General features: G+C 69.9%; 12 protein-coding genes. 1 reads left to right on the top strand and 11 read right to left on the bottom strand.

Going from position 1 to position 14,262, the window contains the following annotated elements; genetic code table 11:
* Window positions 1–110: 110 nt before the first annotated feature.
* The 10 genes from AC3CH1_RS16885 to AC3CH1_RS16840 all read right to left on the bottom strand — a co-directional run bounded on the left by AC3CH1_RS16885 (window position 111) and on the right by AC3CH1_RS16840 (window position 10,203).
* The gene (locus AC3CH1_RS16885) at window positions 111–1,145 is read right to left on the bottom strand and encodes a response regulator (RefSeq protein ID WP_488463708.1); all 1,035 of its coding nucleotides are present in this window, start codon (window positions 1,143–1,145) and stop codon (window positions 111–113) included.
* A gap of 26 nt (window positions 1,146–1,171) precedes the next feature.
* Window positions 1,172–2,566, bottom strand: a complete 1,395-nt coding sequence (locus AC3CH1_RS16880; RefSeq protein ID WP_488463707.1) for a histidine kinase — start codon at window positions 2,564–2,566, stop codon at window positions 1,172–1,174.
* A gap of 135 nt (window positions 2,567–2,701) precedes the next feature.
* Window positions 2,702–3,589: a DUF5936 domain-containing protein gene (locus AC3CH1_RS16875; protein WP_488463706.1), complete on the bottom strand. Its 888-nt coding sequence runs from the start codon at window positions 3,587–3,589 to the stop codon at window positions 2,702–2,704.
* A 78-nt stretch (window positions 3,590–3,667) separates the two neighbouring features.
* Window positions 3,668–4,612: a type II secretion system F family protein gene (locus AC3CH1_RS16870; protein WP_488463705.1), complete on the bottom strand. Its 945-nt coding sequence runs from the start codon at window positions 4,610–4,612 to the stop codon at window positions 3,668–3,670.
* Between the two features lie 10 nt (window positions 4,613–4,622).
* Window positions 4,623–5,960 (bottom strand): TadA family conjugal transfer-associated ATPase, encoded by a 1,338-nt coding sequence (locus AC3CH1_RS16865; RefSeq protein WP_488463704.1) that lies wholly within the window; start codon window positions 5,958–5,960, stop codon window positions 4,623–4,625.
* Between the two features lie 93 nt (window positions 5,961–6,053).
* Window positions 6,054–6,461: a TadE/TadG family type IV pilus assembly protein gene (locus AC3CH1_RS16860; RefSeq protein WP_488463703.1), complete on the bottom strand. Its 408-nt coding sequence runs from the start codon at window positions 6,459–6,461 to the stop codon at window positions 6,054–6,056.
* On the bottom strand, window positions 6,458–6,970 hold the full coding sequence (locus AC3CH1_RS16855; RefSeq protein WP_488463702.1) for a TadE family protein: 513 nt from the start codon (window positions 6,968–6,970) through the stop codon (window positions 6,458–6,460). The genes AC3CH1_RS16860 and AC3CH1_RS16855 overlap by 4 nt, the downstream gene beginning before the upstream one ends.
* Window positions 6,967–8,286, bottom strand: coding sequence for a CpaE/TadZ family protein (locus tag AC3CH1_RS16850; protein WP_488463701.1), 1,320 nt, complete (start codon window positions 8,284–8,286; stop codon window positions 6,967–6,969). The genes AC3CH1_RS16855 and AC3CH1_RS16850 overlap by 4 nt, the downstream gene beginning before the upstream one ends.
* Before the next feature lie 7 nt (window positions 8,287–8,293).
* On the bottom strand, window positions 8,294–9,001 hold the full coding sequence (gene cpaB, locus AC3CH1_RS16845; RefSeq protein WP_488463700.1) for a Flp pilus assembly protein CpaB: 708 nt from the start codon (window positions 8,999–9,001) through the stop codon (window positions 8,294–8,296).
* Window positions 9,002–9,336: 335 nt separating this feature from the next.
* A complete protein-coding gene (locus AC3CH1_RS16840; RefSeq protein WP_488463699.1) occupies window positions 9,337–10,203 on the bottom strand; it encodes a hypothetical protein in 867 nt (288 codons plus the stop codon).
* 733 nt (window positions 10,204–10,936) lie between these two features.
* On the opposite strand from AC3CH1_RS16840, the gene AC3CH1_RS16835 reads away from it, so the two are divergent.
* Window positions 10,937–12,664: a chitinase gene (locus AC3CH1_RS16835; protein ID WP_488463698.1), complete on the top strand. Its 1,728-nt coding sequence runs from the start codon at window positions 10,937–10,939 to the stop codon at window positions 12,662–12,664.
* A 199-nt stretch (window positions 12,665–12,863) separates the two neighbouring features.
* Here AC3CH1_RS16835 and AC3CH1_RS16830 read toward each other — a convergent pair whose 3' ends face one another.
* Complete coding sequence (locus AC3CH1_RS16830) at window positions 12,864–14,174, bottom strand: Nramp family divalent metal transporter (protein WP_488463697.1); 1,311 nt, start codon at window positions 14,172–14,174, stop codon at window positions 12,864–12,866.
* Window positions 14,175–14,262: the final 88 nt, after the last annotated feature.

Genomic DNA, 14,262 nt, shown 5'->3' with positions numbered 1-14,262 from the left:
GTTGGCGACGTGAGAAACATAAGGGAGAACCGCCGCTGCCGCAGAGGGCCCGTGGGCCCATCCCCGGGCCCAAAAAGCTCCCCTGTTTGCGTCGTTGTGCCATCGCCCGGTCATGGCTGCCGCCCGGTGGTCCGGGGCGCGGTGCCGAGCCAGTGGGCGATCGCCTCGCTGCGGCTGGCGCTGTGGAGCTTCGTGAAGATGCGGTTGATGTGGTTCTTCACGGTCTTCTCGCTGATGAAGCAGGTTGCGGCGATCTGCTGATTACTCATTCCGGACGCAATCAGGTCCATGACCTCCACCTCCCGCGAACTCAGCTTGTACTGCTGCCTGTTGGGGGTGGGCACCGATCCCCCGGACAGAGAAGACTGTCCCACAGAAGGTTGCAGTTGCGAAAGACTTTCCGAAGTTTCGAGGGGGCGTGGCTCCGGGTGCGCGGGCAGGGGCGCCGCCGTCAGGACCGCCCCGAGCCCGTCCGGCAGGGGGCCCCGGGGTGGAGCCGATCCCAGCCGCATGTGGGCCAGCAGAGCGTCAGCAGCCGTGGCGGTGAAGTTCGCGCGGCCGTCCTTCGTGTCGCGCACCGCCCTGACCAGTTGGTCCGCCGTGAACTCGCCGTGCACCAGGTAGCCACCCGCGCCCAGGCGCAGCGCCTCGTGGACGATCTCGCTCTCGCGGCTGTACGTCAGCATCAGCACGGGCGCGAGGCCGACCAGGTGCGGCAGGGCCGAGATCCCGTCCACGCCGGGCATCCGGACGTCGAGCAGGACCACGTCGGGGCGGTGCTGGAGCGTCCTCTCGTAGGCCTCGCGGCCGTCCGCCGCCTCTGCCACGACCTGGATGTCCGCCCGGCCCGAGAGCAGGACGCCCAGCCCCGCCCGGACCACCGGGTTGTCGTCCGCGACCACCACCCGGAGCCGGGCCGGTTCGGGAACCGCGGGAGCCGATGGGAAGGGGGACGCGGTGGGCCCTTGGAACGCGGGGGGCGGCGTCGGCACGGCCGGGTGCTGGATCGCAGTGTGCTGGTGCCTGGGCTGTCCGGCGGAACCGGGGGCCTGGGCGAGCGGGGTGTGCGACGACGTGTGCTGGGGGGTGTGGTGGTGAGCCGACGCCCCATCGCGGTTCGGCAGGGGGGAGACATCGTCCGGCATGCTGCGACCTCCTCTCAGGGTCGGGGTCATGGGTGGGGGGTCGTGACGTTCTCGGGCGCGAGCGACGGCCGGAGCGGTGGTGAGGTCTGCGGCGGGGAGGACGACGGGGCGTTCTCCCCGCAGGCCGGGCCCGTCAGCGCCGCCAGGGGGAGCTCCACCCGCACCTCCGTGCCCTTCTCCGCACTCCCGCGGCCGATCCGGATGCGGGCCCCGATGCAGGCGGCCCGCTCCACCATGCCGACGAGGCCGAAGTGGCCGGCCCTGCGGAGGGTGTCGAGCGTCGTTCCGGCGGGGAGGCCGCGCCCGTCGTCGTACACGCTGATGCGGAGCATGTCGCCCTGCACGCCCGCGAGGACGATCAGGTAGGAAGGGCCCGCGTGGCGGTGGGCGTTCTCCAGGGCCTCGGAGGCGACGGTGAGGAGTTGCCGGGCGACCGCCTGCGGTACGGGCGGGACCGGGGACTCCTCGGCAAGACGGCGGAAGGTGGCCGTGACCGGGTGGCGGTCGGTGAACTCCCGCGCCTGAGCCGCGAGTTCCGCGACCAGGTCGACGCCGCCCTCCAGGCCCTGTTCACGGCGCAGGTCGGTGAGCAGTTCCCGGGATTCGGCGGCGGCCCGGCGGGCGGCGCGGGCGACCAGTTCCGCCTGGAGCTTCACGGCGGGCGGGTCCATGCGCCCGGCCGAGCCCGCCAGGCCGTCGGCGGCCAGCGCCAGACCGTGCAGGGTCTTGGCGACCGAGTCGTGCATCTCCCGGGCCAGGCGGGTGCGCTCGCCCTCCACCGCCTCGTTCACGGCCAGCCGCGCCCGGGTCTCGGTGAGCGCCTGGGTGGCTGTCCCGAAGCGCAGGAGGAGGTTGCGCAGGGTGACCCCGACCGCCCCGGCGATCACGCAGAAGCCGGGCAGGAGCAGGGCCGGCGCCCCGCCCGGCTCCAGTTTCGGGACGCTCGCGTACACGCCGAAGACGATGACCACCTGGAGCGCCGCGAAGACCGCCGCACCGCGCCAGCCCTGAACCAGGCCGGCCAGCAGCGGGGTGCAGACGGTGACGTACGCGAGGGTCGACTCGGGGGTCGCCGTGATCAGCAGCAGCGCGCCGAAGAACACGTCGACGGCCAGGAGCCAGGGGTGCCGCAGGAGCACCGGGCCGAACCGCTCCCAGTCCCGGAACAGCAGGTACGAGCCCATGAAGGTGACCAGGATCGCCGAGCCGATGAACCAGGTGGGCAGGCCGGGAGCGGTACGGTCGATCGCGTACGGAGTCGCTATCGCGATCATCGCCAGGCGGAAGCCGAAGACCTGGCGGCACATCGCCTGGAGGGCGTTGACCTGGATGGCGAAGGCCGGGCGGGTCGGGACGCCGGTGTGGGCGCGGGTCAGTTCCGCCGTCAGTCCGGGCTGGGCTCCGCTGAGCTGGAATGCCATGTGCCTGTCACCTCCGTCTCATCCCCGTAACGCTCGTGCTCCGCAAGGCCGGTCGACAGCTTCAGCGCACGCTCCGGACGTAGGAGTTCCGTCCCCATCCGGCCCGTCGTTCATGTCATCCCGCCGTCCTTCATGTCATCCACCCGTGAGGGACGTGAGGTCGACGTCGGCTCCGTACACGAATCCGACGGTGAGGAGGAGCAGTGTCCCCGGGAGGAGGAACGTGGTCACCGCGAACGTGGCCTTCGGGACCGCCCTGGCCGCCTTGCGGCGGGCGTTCTGGGCGTCGGTGCGGCGCATGTCGTTGGCGATCTGGATGAGCGTCTCGACGATCGGCGCGCCCAGCTCCTCGCCCTGCTGAAGTGTCGTGACGAACATGGCGACCTGTTCGGAGTCGTTGCGTCTGCGGAGGTCCTCGAAGGCCTGGCGGCGGCTGACGCCCATGTCCATCTGCCGGAGCGTGATGCGCAGCTCGTCCGACCAGGGGCCCTCGTACTTCTCCGCGACTCTGTCCAGCGCCTGCCGGAAGCCGAGTCCGGCCGAGACGACGACGGCCAGGACGTCGAGGAAGTCCGGCAGCGTCCGCTCGATGTGTTCGCGGCGCACCCGGATCGCCGACCAGATCCCGGCCTCCACCCAGAACAGGCCGAAGGCGACCATCAGGAGGGCCAGGAACAGCTGGCCGCGCAGGAGCATCGAGAAAGCGCCGAGGACGCCCAGCGCGCCGTAGACCGCGCGGCGAGCGGCGTAGCGGTCGAGGGTGAGGCCGCCGGGGTTGCCCGCCAGGTCGATCTGGCGGCGCTTCTTGTTGACGGCCTTGGGGCCCATCATCCGCAGCACCATGGGGGCCCAGCGGATGCCGAGGCGGTCGATTCCGGAGCCGACCGCGCTGGTGCGGGAGGCCCCGGACTCCAGGGCGACGGCCAGGTCGCTGGGGAGTTTGGCATCGGCCCGGTACATCCGGATGCCGTGGATCGCCCCGTAGACGGCGAGTCCGACGACCAGGGCTAGCAGCAGGTCCATGTCCGTCCCCTCTCTTCCTGGTTCCTGGTCTCAGACATCGGTTCGGACATCGGTTCAGACGCCGGTTCGGACATCGGTTCAGACATCGATTCGGGAGAAGCGGCGGATGACGACGAACCCGATGGCGTAGAGGACGATCGACACGACCACCGCCACCTGGCCGAAGAACGCCCCCGTCATCCGGTCCAGCGCGCCGGGCATGACCGCGTTCATCAGCAGCATCGCGCCGATTCCGAAGAGGGGTACCGCGTAGGCGGTCACGGTGACCTGGGAGAGCTGGGTCTTGACCTCGCGGCGGGTCTCCTTGCGCTCCTCCAGGGTCTCGGTGAGGTTGCGCAGCGAGCTGACGACCGTACCGCCGGCCCGGTTGGAGAGGACCAACGTGGTGACGAGGACGACGAGTTCGCGGGAGGGTAGGCGGTCGGTCAGCTCGCTGAGGGCGTCCTCCAGGGGCTCGCCGACGGCCAGCCGTCTGGCGACCCGGGCCAGCTCCTCGCCGGCCGGGTCCTCCAGTTCCTCGGCCGCCATCGACAGCGAGGTGCGCAGCGCCAGGCCCGCCTGGGTGGCGTTGGCGAGGATCCGGGAGAGCTCGGGGAGCTGGTTGATGAAGCGCTCGGTGCGCTTGACCCGCTGCCAGTTGAGGAACGCGTTGGTGCCCCAGAGGCCGATCAGGGCGGCGACCGGGCCGAAGAACGCGGCGAGCAGGGAGGAGGCGATCATCCACAGCCCCGCCATCGCGACGACCGCGTAGACGAAGAACTCGCCGGGCGTGATGTCCATGCCGGTCGCCGCGAGCTTCAGCTCCAGTCTCCGCCCGAGCGCGGTGGCGCGCAGTCTGCGGTCGAACCTTTTGAAGCGGCGGGGGCGGCCCGTCTCGGGGATCTGCCCGACGTGGGAGAGCCGGTCGACGAGGGCGTCGCGGTCGGCCTTGCCGCCGGAGTAGGAGTGCAGGCCGATCACGCCGAGCACGCAGGCCAGCAGCGTGACGCCGACGGTGACCAGGGGGAGGTTGACGTTGTCCATGGCTCGGTACCTAGTTGGCCTCTCGGGTGGCGAGCTGCTCGGCGGACTGGGCGACGCCGAACGCCTGCGGGATGGGCTGACTGGCCAGGTAGAGGCGCTCGGCGAGCTTCCGGGGCAGCGGGAGGTACTGGAATTCGCCGTAGATGCGGCCGTCGGGGGCCATCGGCTGTGCGTTGAACCGCGCGACCGTGACGATGCGGTACGGGTCGCGGCCGTGCGAGTCCAGGACGGCGATCTCGGTGATCTTCCTGGTGCCGTCGGCGTGCCGGGTGAGCTGGACGATCACGTCGACAGCGCTGTTGATCTGGTCGTGCAGCGCCTCGAAGGGGATCTCGACCTCCGACATCGAGGCGAGGGTCTGGAGACGCATCAGCGCGTCCTCGGCGCTGTTGGCGTGGACGGTGGCCAGCGAACCGTCGTGACCGGTGGACATCGCCTGGAGCATGTCGAGCGACTCACCGCCTCGGACCTCACCGACGACGATGCGGTCGGGGCGCATACGCAGCGAGTTGCGGACCAGGTCGCGGATGGTGATCTGACCCTTGCCCTCGACGTTCGCCGGTCGGGTCTCCAGCCGGATCACGTGGCTCTGCTGGAGCTGGAGTTCGGCGGAGTCCTCGATGGTGACGATGCGCTCGATGTTCGGGATCAGTCCGGACAGCGCGTTGAGGAGGGTCGTCTTGCCGGTGCCGGTGGCCCCGGAAACGATGATGTTGAGTTTGGCCTGCACCAGTCCGGCGAGCAGGACCAGCATCTGTTCGTCCAGCGAACCGAAGCCGATCATCTCCTGGAGCGTGAAGGAGCGGGGGAACCGTCGGATCGTGAGCGTCGCGCCGGTCAGCGAGAGCGGCGGGATGATCACGTTGACACGTTCTCCGCTGGGCAGGCGGGCGTCGACCATCGGGTTGGACTCGTCGACGCGGCGGTTGACGGTCGACACGATCCGCTCGATGGTCTGCATCAGCTGTTCGTGGGAGCCGAAGCGCATCGGGAGCTGTTCGACCCTGCCGTTGCGCTCGACGAAGATCTGGTCGGGGCCGTTGACCATGATCTCGGTGATGGACGCGTCCTCCAGGAGCGGTTCCAGGATGCCGAGTCCGAGCGCCTCGTCCACGACGCGGCGGATCAGCTGCGAGCGCTCGACGGTGGAGAGGACCGGGCCCTCGCGGCTGATGATGTGGCCGAGGACGCGCTCCAGCCGGGCCCGCCGGTCGGCGGCGGCCAGCGAGGACATCTCCGCGAGGTCGATCTCCTCCAGCAGCTTGGCCCGGTAGGTGGCCACCATGTGGCCGTCCTCCCGTGCCCCGCCCTGTTCCTCAGGAGCGGTCATACGTGCCCGCAGGCTCATCGGCGTAGCTCTCCTCGGTGTTCGCGGACGGTGCTGGTCCGGCAGGTGCGGTCCGGTCCGGCCCCGGTCAGGGCCGTAGGTGGCGGTGGGGGGTCAGAAACGGATCCGGGACTTCTCGTTGGGCATGGTCGTGCTCCGCTCGGCCCACCAGTCGTCCAGTCCCGGCACCACGGAGGGCACCTTGACCCGGACGGTGACCGTGATGTCCTGGCCGCCGCTCCTGCGGTAGCGGAATCCCCCCTCCTCCACCCAGTCGCTCACCGCGTCACGGGCGTTGGACCGACCACTGCCCCGGGCGTCCACGCTGGCTTCCGTACGGGCTCCGGCGCGCGCGGCCGTGCCCGCCTGGTTGGCGGCGTACGCGGCCAGGCCCAGCTGGATGGCCGCCATCGCGACGAGGAGCAGCAGGGGGAGGAAGCCGAGGTACTCCATGGCGACCTGGCCCCGGTCGCCCCTCGCGCGTGCGACACGGGTGGGCCCGCTGTACGGATGTGTCGTCATCGCTGATCCTCCCTCGGGGATCCGGCCTCGCCGGTGATCTCGGTGTCGAGGTCGAACAGGCCCGGCACCAGCACCGGGACCTTCAGCTTCACCGTGGCCTGGTACAGGCTGCCGCCGCCCCGGCAGGTGACGACGACGTTCTCCGCCCAGGCGTCGGGGAGGTCCTTCTTCGCCCCCTGCTGACACGCCGCCCTCGCCCCGTACTCCGCCCCGCTGCCCTTGCGCGCGCCCACGTCGGCCGCGTTACCCGCGAGGCTGAAGGTGTAGCCGATCAGGGCGCACTCCCAGAGCACGAGCATGATCAGGATGATGAAGGGGGTCATGCCCAGGAACTCGATCGCGGTCTGTCCGCGGTCCCGATCCAGCTTCCGGTCCCGGTCCCGGTCCCGGTCCAGCTTTCGGTTCCCGGTCCCCAACCAGCGGTTCCCGTTCCCGGTCCCGTACCGGCGGTCACGTAGGGCGGTGATCCGCCCCCGTATGCCGCTTCGTGCCGTCGTCGTGGTGGTCATCGCTCAACGTGTCCCCTCGGAGTCTCCAGTCCACGGCCGGAGCCGTCGCGCCGGCGGCGCGGGCGTCCGATCGAGCCCCGGTCGTTCTTCGGAGCGCCGCTGTTCCGCTTGACCAGGGCGCCGCCGCTCTTCTTCGCCGTCGCGCTCTCCTTGACGATGCCCAGCTCTCCGGCCAGGCCCCAGAGCGCCTGCTTGACCGTGCTCTTGGCGTCCAGTTCGTGCAGGCGACCGGAGTCGATGGACGCCTGGAGTTCCTTGAAGTTCGCGGGGATCGCCGCCGAGGCGACCCGGGTGCCGGTGATCTTCTGGATCAGCGGCGGCTGGATCTCCGTGTTGCGGGTGAAGCGGTTGACGAGGGTGATCGTCTCCTCGGCCTTGCGGATCTGGAGCCGTTCCCACATCCGTACGATGCGTTTCGCGCCGCGCACCGCGATCACGTCCGGGGTCGTGACCAGCAGGGCCACGTCCGCCATCTCGATCGCCGCGGCGTTGGCCCCGTTCATCTGGCCGCCGCAGTCGATGACGACGATCTCGTAGCGGGTACGGAGCGCGCTGACGATCTGGCGGGCCGAGCGGTCGCTGACCTCCTCGCCGCGTTCGCCCTCGCCGGGGGCGAGGAGCAGGGCGAGGCCCGTGGAGTGGGAGAACACCGCGTCCGACAGCACCCGGGGCGAAATGTCGGTGATCAGTGCGAGGTCGACCAGGGAGCGGCGGAACTGGACGTCGAGGAACGAGGCGATGTCCCCGGTCTGGAGATCCATGTCCACCAGCGCCACCGTGTTGCCGGACGCCTGCGCGGCCAGGGCGAGCTGGATGGCGGTGACGGTCGCGCCGACGCCACCCTTGGCTCCGGTGACCGTGACCACCGTGCCGCCGGGGCCGGTGAAGACGTCGTTCGCGGAGGTGAGGTGGCGTCGGACGCCGGAGGACCACTGGGCGGCCGCCTGGACCCGGTTGGCCAGTTCCTCGTAGCTCAGCGGGAGGGCGACGAGGCCGCGCGCCCCGGAGTCCATCGCGTCCGCGAAGAGACTCGGGCTGGCGTCCGCGGTGATCATGACGACGCCTACGGACGGGAAGCGCATCGACACCTCCCGGATCAGCTCCAGGGCCGGCACCGGGCCGATCCGCTCGTGGACCAGCACCACCTCGGGCAGTTCGTCGACGCCCTCGCCCGCGAGGCGGGCCAGGGTGTCGATGAGCTGCGTCGAGTCGCCGACCGGGGTCGCGGGTTCGGCGTCGGGCAGCTGGCTGAGCAGGGTGGTGACGGAGCGGGCCGCGTCGAGGTCACCGACGGCGGGGAGGATTCTGGTGGTCATCCCATCCTCACTTGTCCTTGTCGAGCGTGTAGGTGCGGTCCCCCGGACGGATGGTGCCGTCGCTGCCCGGGGCGACGAGCGCGAGACGCACGTGCTCCGCGAAGGACTCGGCGTAGGCGACGCGCTGGGTGTCCAGCGTGTTCAGGGCGAAGGTGATCGGCACGGCCTCGGTCGCCCGGGTCCCCCGGTCGTCCGCGCTCGGGTCCAGGGGGGTCAGCTCGCCGACGTCCAGCACCTTGGCGTTGGAGACGATGACCTTGGACTGGGCCGTGTCGCCCTGCTCCTCACCGGCGAACGTGGCGTAGATGTTGACCGTCGCACCCGGTGTGATCTTCCCCGCGACGCCGGTGGAAGCGTCGATCATGATGGCGATCTCCTGCTCACCCACCCGGAGTTCGGGCTTGCGGACCATCATGTCCGACTGAAGAAGGGAGCCTTCGCGGAGCTCGGTGACCGCGATCTTCGACTCGACCTCTCGCAGGTCGGTCACGGCGTTCTCCGAGAGCCAGCGTTTGGGCATCTTGATCTTCTCGAACTGGCCGCTGTTCAGGGCCGTGTACGGAGCCACGTTGGTCTTCAGCTGGTACGCCGTCACCTCGGGCCCGACCTTCGAGTTGACGTCGCTGATCACCGAGAGCACGCCGGCGAAGGCCGCGAAGGCACACAGGACCGACAGGAGCAGGAGTATCACGCCGCGGCGCTGGCGGGAGTTCATGGTCCGGACAACCTCGTTCGAATCGGATGCGTGGGACGGACTGCGGACGGAGAGAGCGGTGCGGTGCAGCGGTTACGCGCATACATCTGCCGTGAAGCCGTGGAGCGGGTGAAACGGTGGAGCCGTGGAGCGGTGAAGCGGTGAAGCGGTGAAGCGGTGGAAGTCGAGCGGTTACGCGCTTACATCTGCGGTGGCGTGCTGCTGCGGGCCCCCGGAGCGGGGACGGTCGCGTGCGGGGAGTGCGGGGAGTGCGGGGAGTACAGAAAAGCACGGGAAGTACGGGAAGTGCGGGCAGGAACCGGGAGGAGTGGGTCCCGCGGGGAGGAGCGGTCTCGCTAGGGGCCCTGTGATTCGCCGGCCCCGTGGTGGAGGACACCGGTGAGGAGCGCGCGGTTCTCCGAAGCCGCGAGAGGAGCGGAACAGAATGCGCAGCGGTCGCCGATGAGTTCCATGGCGCACCAGTGGCACTTCTCCCGGCGTACGGAGGAGACCAACTGGTAGAGCACGGAGAGGTCCGGGAGATGGGCGGCGAACTCCACCAGCTTTCCCGTGCCCCACCAGCGCGGTGAGTCGGACGGGACCCGGGCGTCGTGAATGGCCTGGACCTTCCAGGCGGGCGCGAGGGTCTCCTGTACCCAGTCCGACTGCAGATTCCCTTTGGCGACCAGAAGATGCGTGCCGAAATCCGGTCCCGTCGGCGGTTCGACGGTCGGCCCCACCTTCACCAACTGTGACTCGGGTCCGGCGAGCACGGCGAACTGGGAGCCGGGGACCCAGGACGTGGCGTGGCTCTTGAGGCTGACCGGGACCCGCTCGAGCCGGGCGACGGAGTTGAGGAGTGCACCCGCGTAGATGTAGTGCGAGAGCAGCCGGGCGGCGGAGGCGACCACCCCGGGGCTGAAGTCGCAGATGGACAACTGACGGAGCTGGCGCACCAGTACGGCGAGGCCGAGGGGCGGGAGGTCCACCTTGACCAGGGCGATCCGGTCGCTCTCCAGCACCGAGCGGATGGAGTGGAGGCGACGCTCGTGCTCGGGCCGGATGCCCGAGGGGTAGAGGGCGATCACATACCCGTGCTGTTCCAGCAGCAGGTGCATGTCGCCGATCGCCAACTCCAGCGTCTGGGCCTCGGGGGCCTGGAGCAGAGCGGCGGTCGGCGTCTGCTGGTCGGTGGGCGGCAGCACCAGGTCTGCGCTCGTCACTGCTATTGCGGTCGGCACGCTCTTCCCCGTTTCGGCTCCGGTCGACGTGGGGACGTCGGCCGCAATCGCTCCTGCTCCGTGCTCCTGACCCAGCACTTTAGCCACGTCTCACCAGGCAGAGAACAGTTATCGGAGACCAGTACGACATCATGCGAACACCGTTCCTACGGGACCCGGGTGCTAAACGGGACGAAAGCGATTCCCCCCAACTCGACTGTCATCGCGGAGCGTTACCGAAGCCTTCGTCCGGCTTTCAATCAGGTATCCATTCACGCACGTCAGACTGGATTCCGCGAGGCCGGCCGCCTTTTCGTAAGAGCGTTTCCGTGACCGTCGGACGATCGCCCGCAGGATCACCCGTGCGGGGGGCGATGTGCGGGCCCGAGGTGGTGCCGGGCGGAGAAATCCTCGGCCCCGCCCCCGCCCCGGGGCCCCGGACGCCCCGTCGCCGACCCGGTGGCACGACCTCGCCCTCCCGTTCGCTGAAGGCGTTTTACCGCCAGAGGTCTTGACAACTTGATTGGTCTGGACCAGTTTTATGCGCCAAGCGGTGGCCACCGCCCCCGGCCGGACACCCCGTGTTCAACGTCCCCGGTTCAGCACCCCCTGTACCACCGCCGTACGACATCCCCGCTCCCCGCCCGGCCCACCCCGTGCAGCCCCGGCCGCCCCTCGTCCGTCCGGCACTCCTGCACGACCCCCGCCAGGCCACCAACTCCCCACGGAGGAACCAGTGGAACGCTCCGCAGGCAGCAGTCGCAGAAGGCGTCGTCGCTCCCGTCCCGTCCTCGGCGGCACCATGGCCGTCGTCGCGGCCGCGGCCCTGACCGTCACTGGACTCGTCAGCACCGCCCAGGCCGCCGACGTCAACAACGCCAAGAACGCGGGCTTCGAGTCGGGCCTCGCCAACTGGACCTGCGCCGGGAACAGCGGGACCGTCGTCTCCTCCCCCGTGCACGGCGGTACGTCGGCGCTGAAGGCCACCCCGGCCGGCCAGGACAACGCCAAGTGTTCGCAGGCCGTCAAGGTGAAGCCCAACTCGACGTACGCACTCAGCTCCTGGGTGCAGGGCGGCTACGCCTACCTCGGCGTGAGCGGCACCGGAACCACCGACGTCTCCACCTGGACGCCGGGCTCCACCACCTGGACCAAGCTCTCCACCAGCTTCAAGACGGGCGCGAACACCACCTCGGTGACCGTCTACACCCACGGCTGGTACGGGCAGGCCGCCTACCTCGCCGACGACTTCGAGGTGACCGGCCCCGACGGCGGCGGCAGCGAGGAGCCCGGCCCGGTCATCCCGGCGGCTCCCGCGGGCCTCGCGGCGGGCTCCACGACCACGTCCTCCGTCGCCCTGTCCTGGAACGCGGTCTCCGGCGCGACGGGCTACAAGGTGTACCGGGACGGTGTGCAGGCCACCACCTCCACCGGGACCTCGGCGACCGTCACGGGCCTCACCGCGGACACCGCCTACCAGTTCTCGGTGAGCGCCACCAACGCGGCCGGCGAGTCGGTCAAGTCCGCCGCCGTCAGCGCCCGTACGGCCAAGCCCGGTTCCGGTGGCCCCGGCCCCTCCGTGCCCAAGCACGCCGTGACCGGCTACTGGCAGAACTTCAACAACGGCGCGGCCGTCCAGAAGCTCAGCGACGTCCCGGCCGACTACGACATCATCGCGGTCTCCTTCGCGGACGCCACGGCGACCCAGGGCGCGGTCACCTTCAACCTGGACACCGCCGGGCTGAACGGCTACACCGACGCCCAGTTCCGCTCGGACATCAAGGCCAAGCAGGCGGCCGGCAAGAACGTCATCATCTCGATCGGCGGCGAGCTGGGCACGGTCCGCGTCGACAGCGACGCCTCCGCCACCGCGTTCTCCAACTCGGTGTACGCGCTGATGCAGGACTACGGCTTCAACGGGGTCGACATCGACCTGGAGAACGGCCTCAACGCCACCTACATGACGAAGGCGCTGCGTCAGCTGTCGGCGAAGGCGGGCAGCGGACTGGTCATCACGATGGCCCCGCAGACCATCGACATGCAGTCGACGTCGGGCGAGTACTTCAAGACGGCGCTCAACGTCAAGGACATCCTGACCGTCGTCAACATGCAGTACTACAACAGCGGTTCGATGCTCGGCTGCGACGGCAAGGTCTACTCGCAGGGCTCGGTGGACTTCCTCACCGCGCTCGCCTGCATCCAGCTGGAGGGCGGCCTCGACCCGTCCCAGGTCGGCATCGGCGTCCCCGCCTCCACCCGCGGCGCGGGCAGCGGCTATGTCTCCCCGTCCATCGTGAACGCGGCGCTGGACTGCCTCGCCAAGGGCACCAACTGCGGCTCGTTCAAGCCGTCGAAGACCTACCCGTCGCTGCGCGGCGCGATGACCTGGTCGACGAACTGGGACGCGACGGCCGGGTTCGCCTGGTCGAAGGCGGTCGGCCCGCACGTCCGCAGCCTGCCGTAACGACACCGCACCACACCGCACCACCCGGATCCCGCAGCGCCGCCGCTCCCCCGGCGGCGCTGCGGCGTTACGTCGGCGACCACCCGGTCACCAGGGTGCCGGGTCACCCGGTCACCCGGTCACCCGGTCACCCGGTCACCCGGTCACCCGGTCACCCGGTCATTTGGTCGCCGCAGCACCTGCGCACAGCCGCACCGGGTCACCAGGGCAGTTCGCGCACCTGCTGGACGCACAGCACGACGAACAGCAGCCCGGACAGGGCGAGCATCCCGTTGCTGAGCCATCCGTTGCGCCACTCCCCGGGCGTACGGGAGGAGTTGAGCAGCCAGAGCAGGGTCAGGGCGAGGAACGGCATGAAGAACGCGCCGAGCACCCCGTAGGCGATGACCAGGCCGAAGGGCTCGTCCAGCCAGAGCAGCGTCATCGGCGGGAAGGTCAGCCACAGGAGGTACGCGCGGAACGGCAGCGACCGCTGCCGGCGCTCGGCGACGTCCGGCCCCTCGTGCCCCTCGGTCTTCGCCGCACCGGCCGCCGGGGCCCGGAACCGCTCGACGAAGTCGGCGAACATCAGGCTGACCCCGTGCCAGACGCCGATCAGCGACGAGAACGACGTGGCGAAGAAGCCCACCAGGAAGAGCTTGGCGGTGCCGGCGCCGAAGCGGTCCTCCAGCACCTTGCCCAGATCGATCAGGCCCCGGTCGCCGGAGGTGAGGGCGGTCTGGGAGGCGTGCAGCAGCTCGGCGCCGACGATGAGCATCGCCACGACGAAGACCCCGGTGGTGATGTAGGCGACCCGGTTGTCGAGCCGCATCACCTTCATCCAGGAGGAGTTGCTCCAGCCCTTGGCGTTGACCCAGTACCCGTACGCGGCCATGGTGATCGTGCCGCCGACGCCGCCGATCAGCCCGAGGGTGTAGAGGAGCGAGCCGTCCGGGAGCACGGGCAGCAGCCCGGCGAAGGAGGCCCCGACGTCCGGCACGACGCGGGCGGCCACGTACACGACCACCACGAACATGATGCCGACCAGGACCGTCATGACCTTCTCGAAGACGGCGTACCGGTTGAACCAGACGAAGACCAGCCCGATCAGCCCGGTGACGATCGCCCAGAACTTCAGCCCGGGGCCGTCGGGGAACAGCGCCACGATGGGCAGGGCGCTGGAGGACATGGCCGTCGCCCCGTAGAGGAAGCCCCAGAGCACGACGTAGACCGCGAAGTACACCGTGGTCCAGGGGCCCAGGCTGCGCCAGCCGTCGAAGAGCGTCCGGCCGGTCGCCAGATGCCAGCGGCCGGCCGCCTCGGCGAGCGAGATCTTGACGACGCAGCCGATCACCGCCGCCCACATCAGGGTGTATCCGAACTTGCTGCCCGCGATGAGCGTCGCGACCAGGTCACCGGCCCCGACCCCGGTCGCCGCGACGACGATGCCGGGACCGATGTACTTCCAGCTGGACTTACGTGGTCGGGAGGCCGGCTCCCCTGTCCCTGTGGTTGCGCTTGTCTCCGCCATGCCGATCAAGGAAGCGTAATCGGCCGGGCAGCACAAGGGGGCGGGCGGGGATTCGGGGCCCCTCGGCGCGGGACGTCCCGGTGTGTGC

The organism is Streptomyces sp. MGP-P1 (assembly GCF_057766565.1).
This window is presented reverse-complemented; position numbering and strand designations above follow the sequence as displayed.

What these genes read in the sequence shown, in the direction of transcription:
- AC3CH1_RS16860 (WP_488463703.1), bottom strand. Translation starts at nt 6,461, where the DNA reads ATGACGACACATCCGTACAGCGGGCCCACCCGTGTCGCACGCGCGAGG.
- AC3CH1_RS16870 (WP_488463705.1), bottom strand. Translation starts at nt 4,612, where the DNA reads ATGGACAACGTCAACCTCCCCCTGGTCACCGTCGGCGTCACGCTGCTG.
- AC3CH1_RS16880 (WP_488463707.1), bottom strand. Translation starts at nt 2,566, where the DNA reads ATGGCATTCCAGCTCAGCGGAGCCCAGCCCGGACTGACGGCGGAACTG.
- AC3CH1_RS16865 (WP_488463704.1), bottom strand. Translation starts at nt 5,960, where the DNA reads ATGAGCCTGCGGGCACGTATGACCGCTCCTGAGGAACAGGGCGGGGCA.
- AC3CH1_RS16885 (WP_488463708.1), bottom strand. Translation starts at nt 1,145, where the DNA reads ATGCCGGACGATGTCTCCCCCCTGCCGAACCGCGATGGGGCGTCGGCT.
- cpaB (WP_488463700.1), bottom strand. Translation starts at nt 9,001, where the DNA reads ATGAACTCCCGCCAGCGCCGCGGCGTGATACTCCTGCTCCTGTCGGTC.
- AC3CH1_RS16855 (WP_488463702.1), bottom strand. Translation starts at nt 6,970, where the DNA reads ATGACCACCACGACGACGGCACGAAGCGGCATACGGGGGCGGATCACC.
- AC3CH1_RS16830 (WP_488463697.1), bottom strand. Translation starts at nt 14,174, where the DNA reads ATGGCGGAGACAAGCGCAACCACAGGGACAGGGGAGCCGGCCTCCCGA.
- AC3CH1_RS16850 (WP_488463701.1), bottom strand. Translation starts at nt 8,286, where the DNA reads ATGACCACCAGAATCCTCCCCGCCGTCGGTGACCTCGACGCGGCCCGC.
- AC3CH1_RS16875 (WP_488463706.1), bottom strand. Translation starts at nt 3,589, where the DNA reads ATGGACCTGCTGCTAGCCCTGGTCGTCGGACTCGCCGTCTACGGGGCG.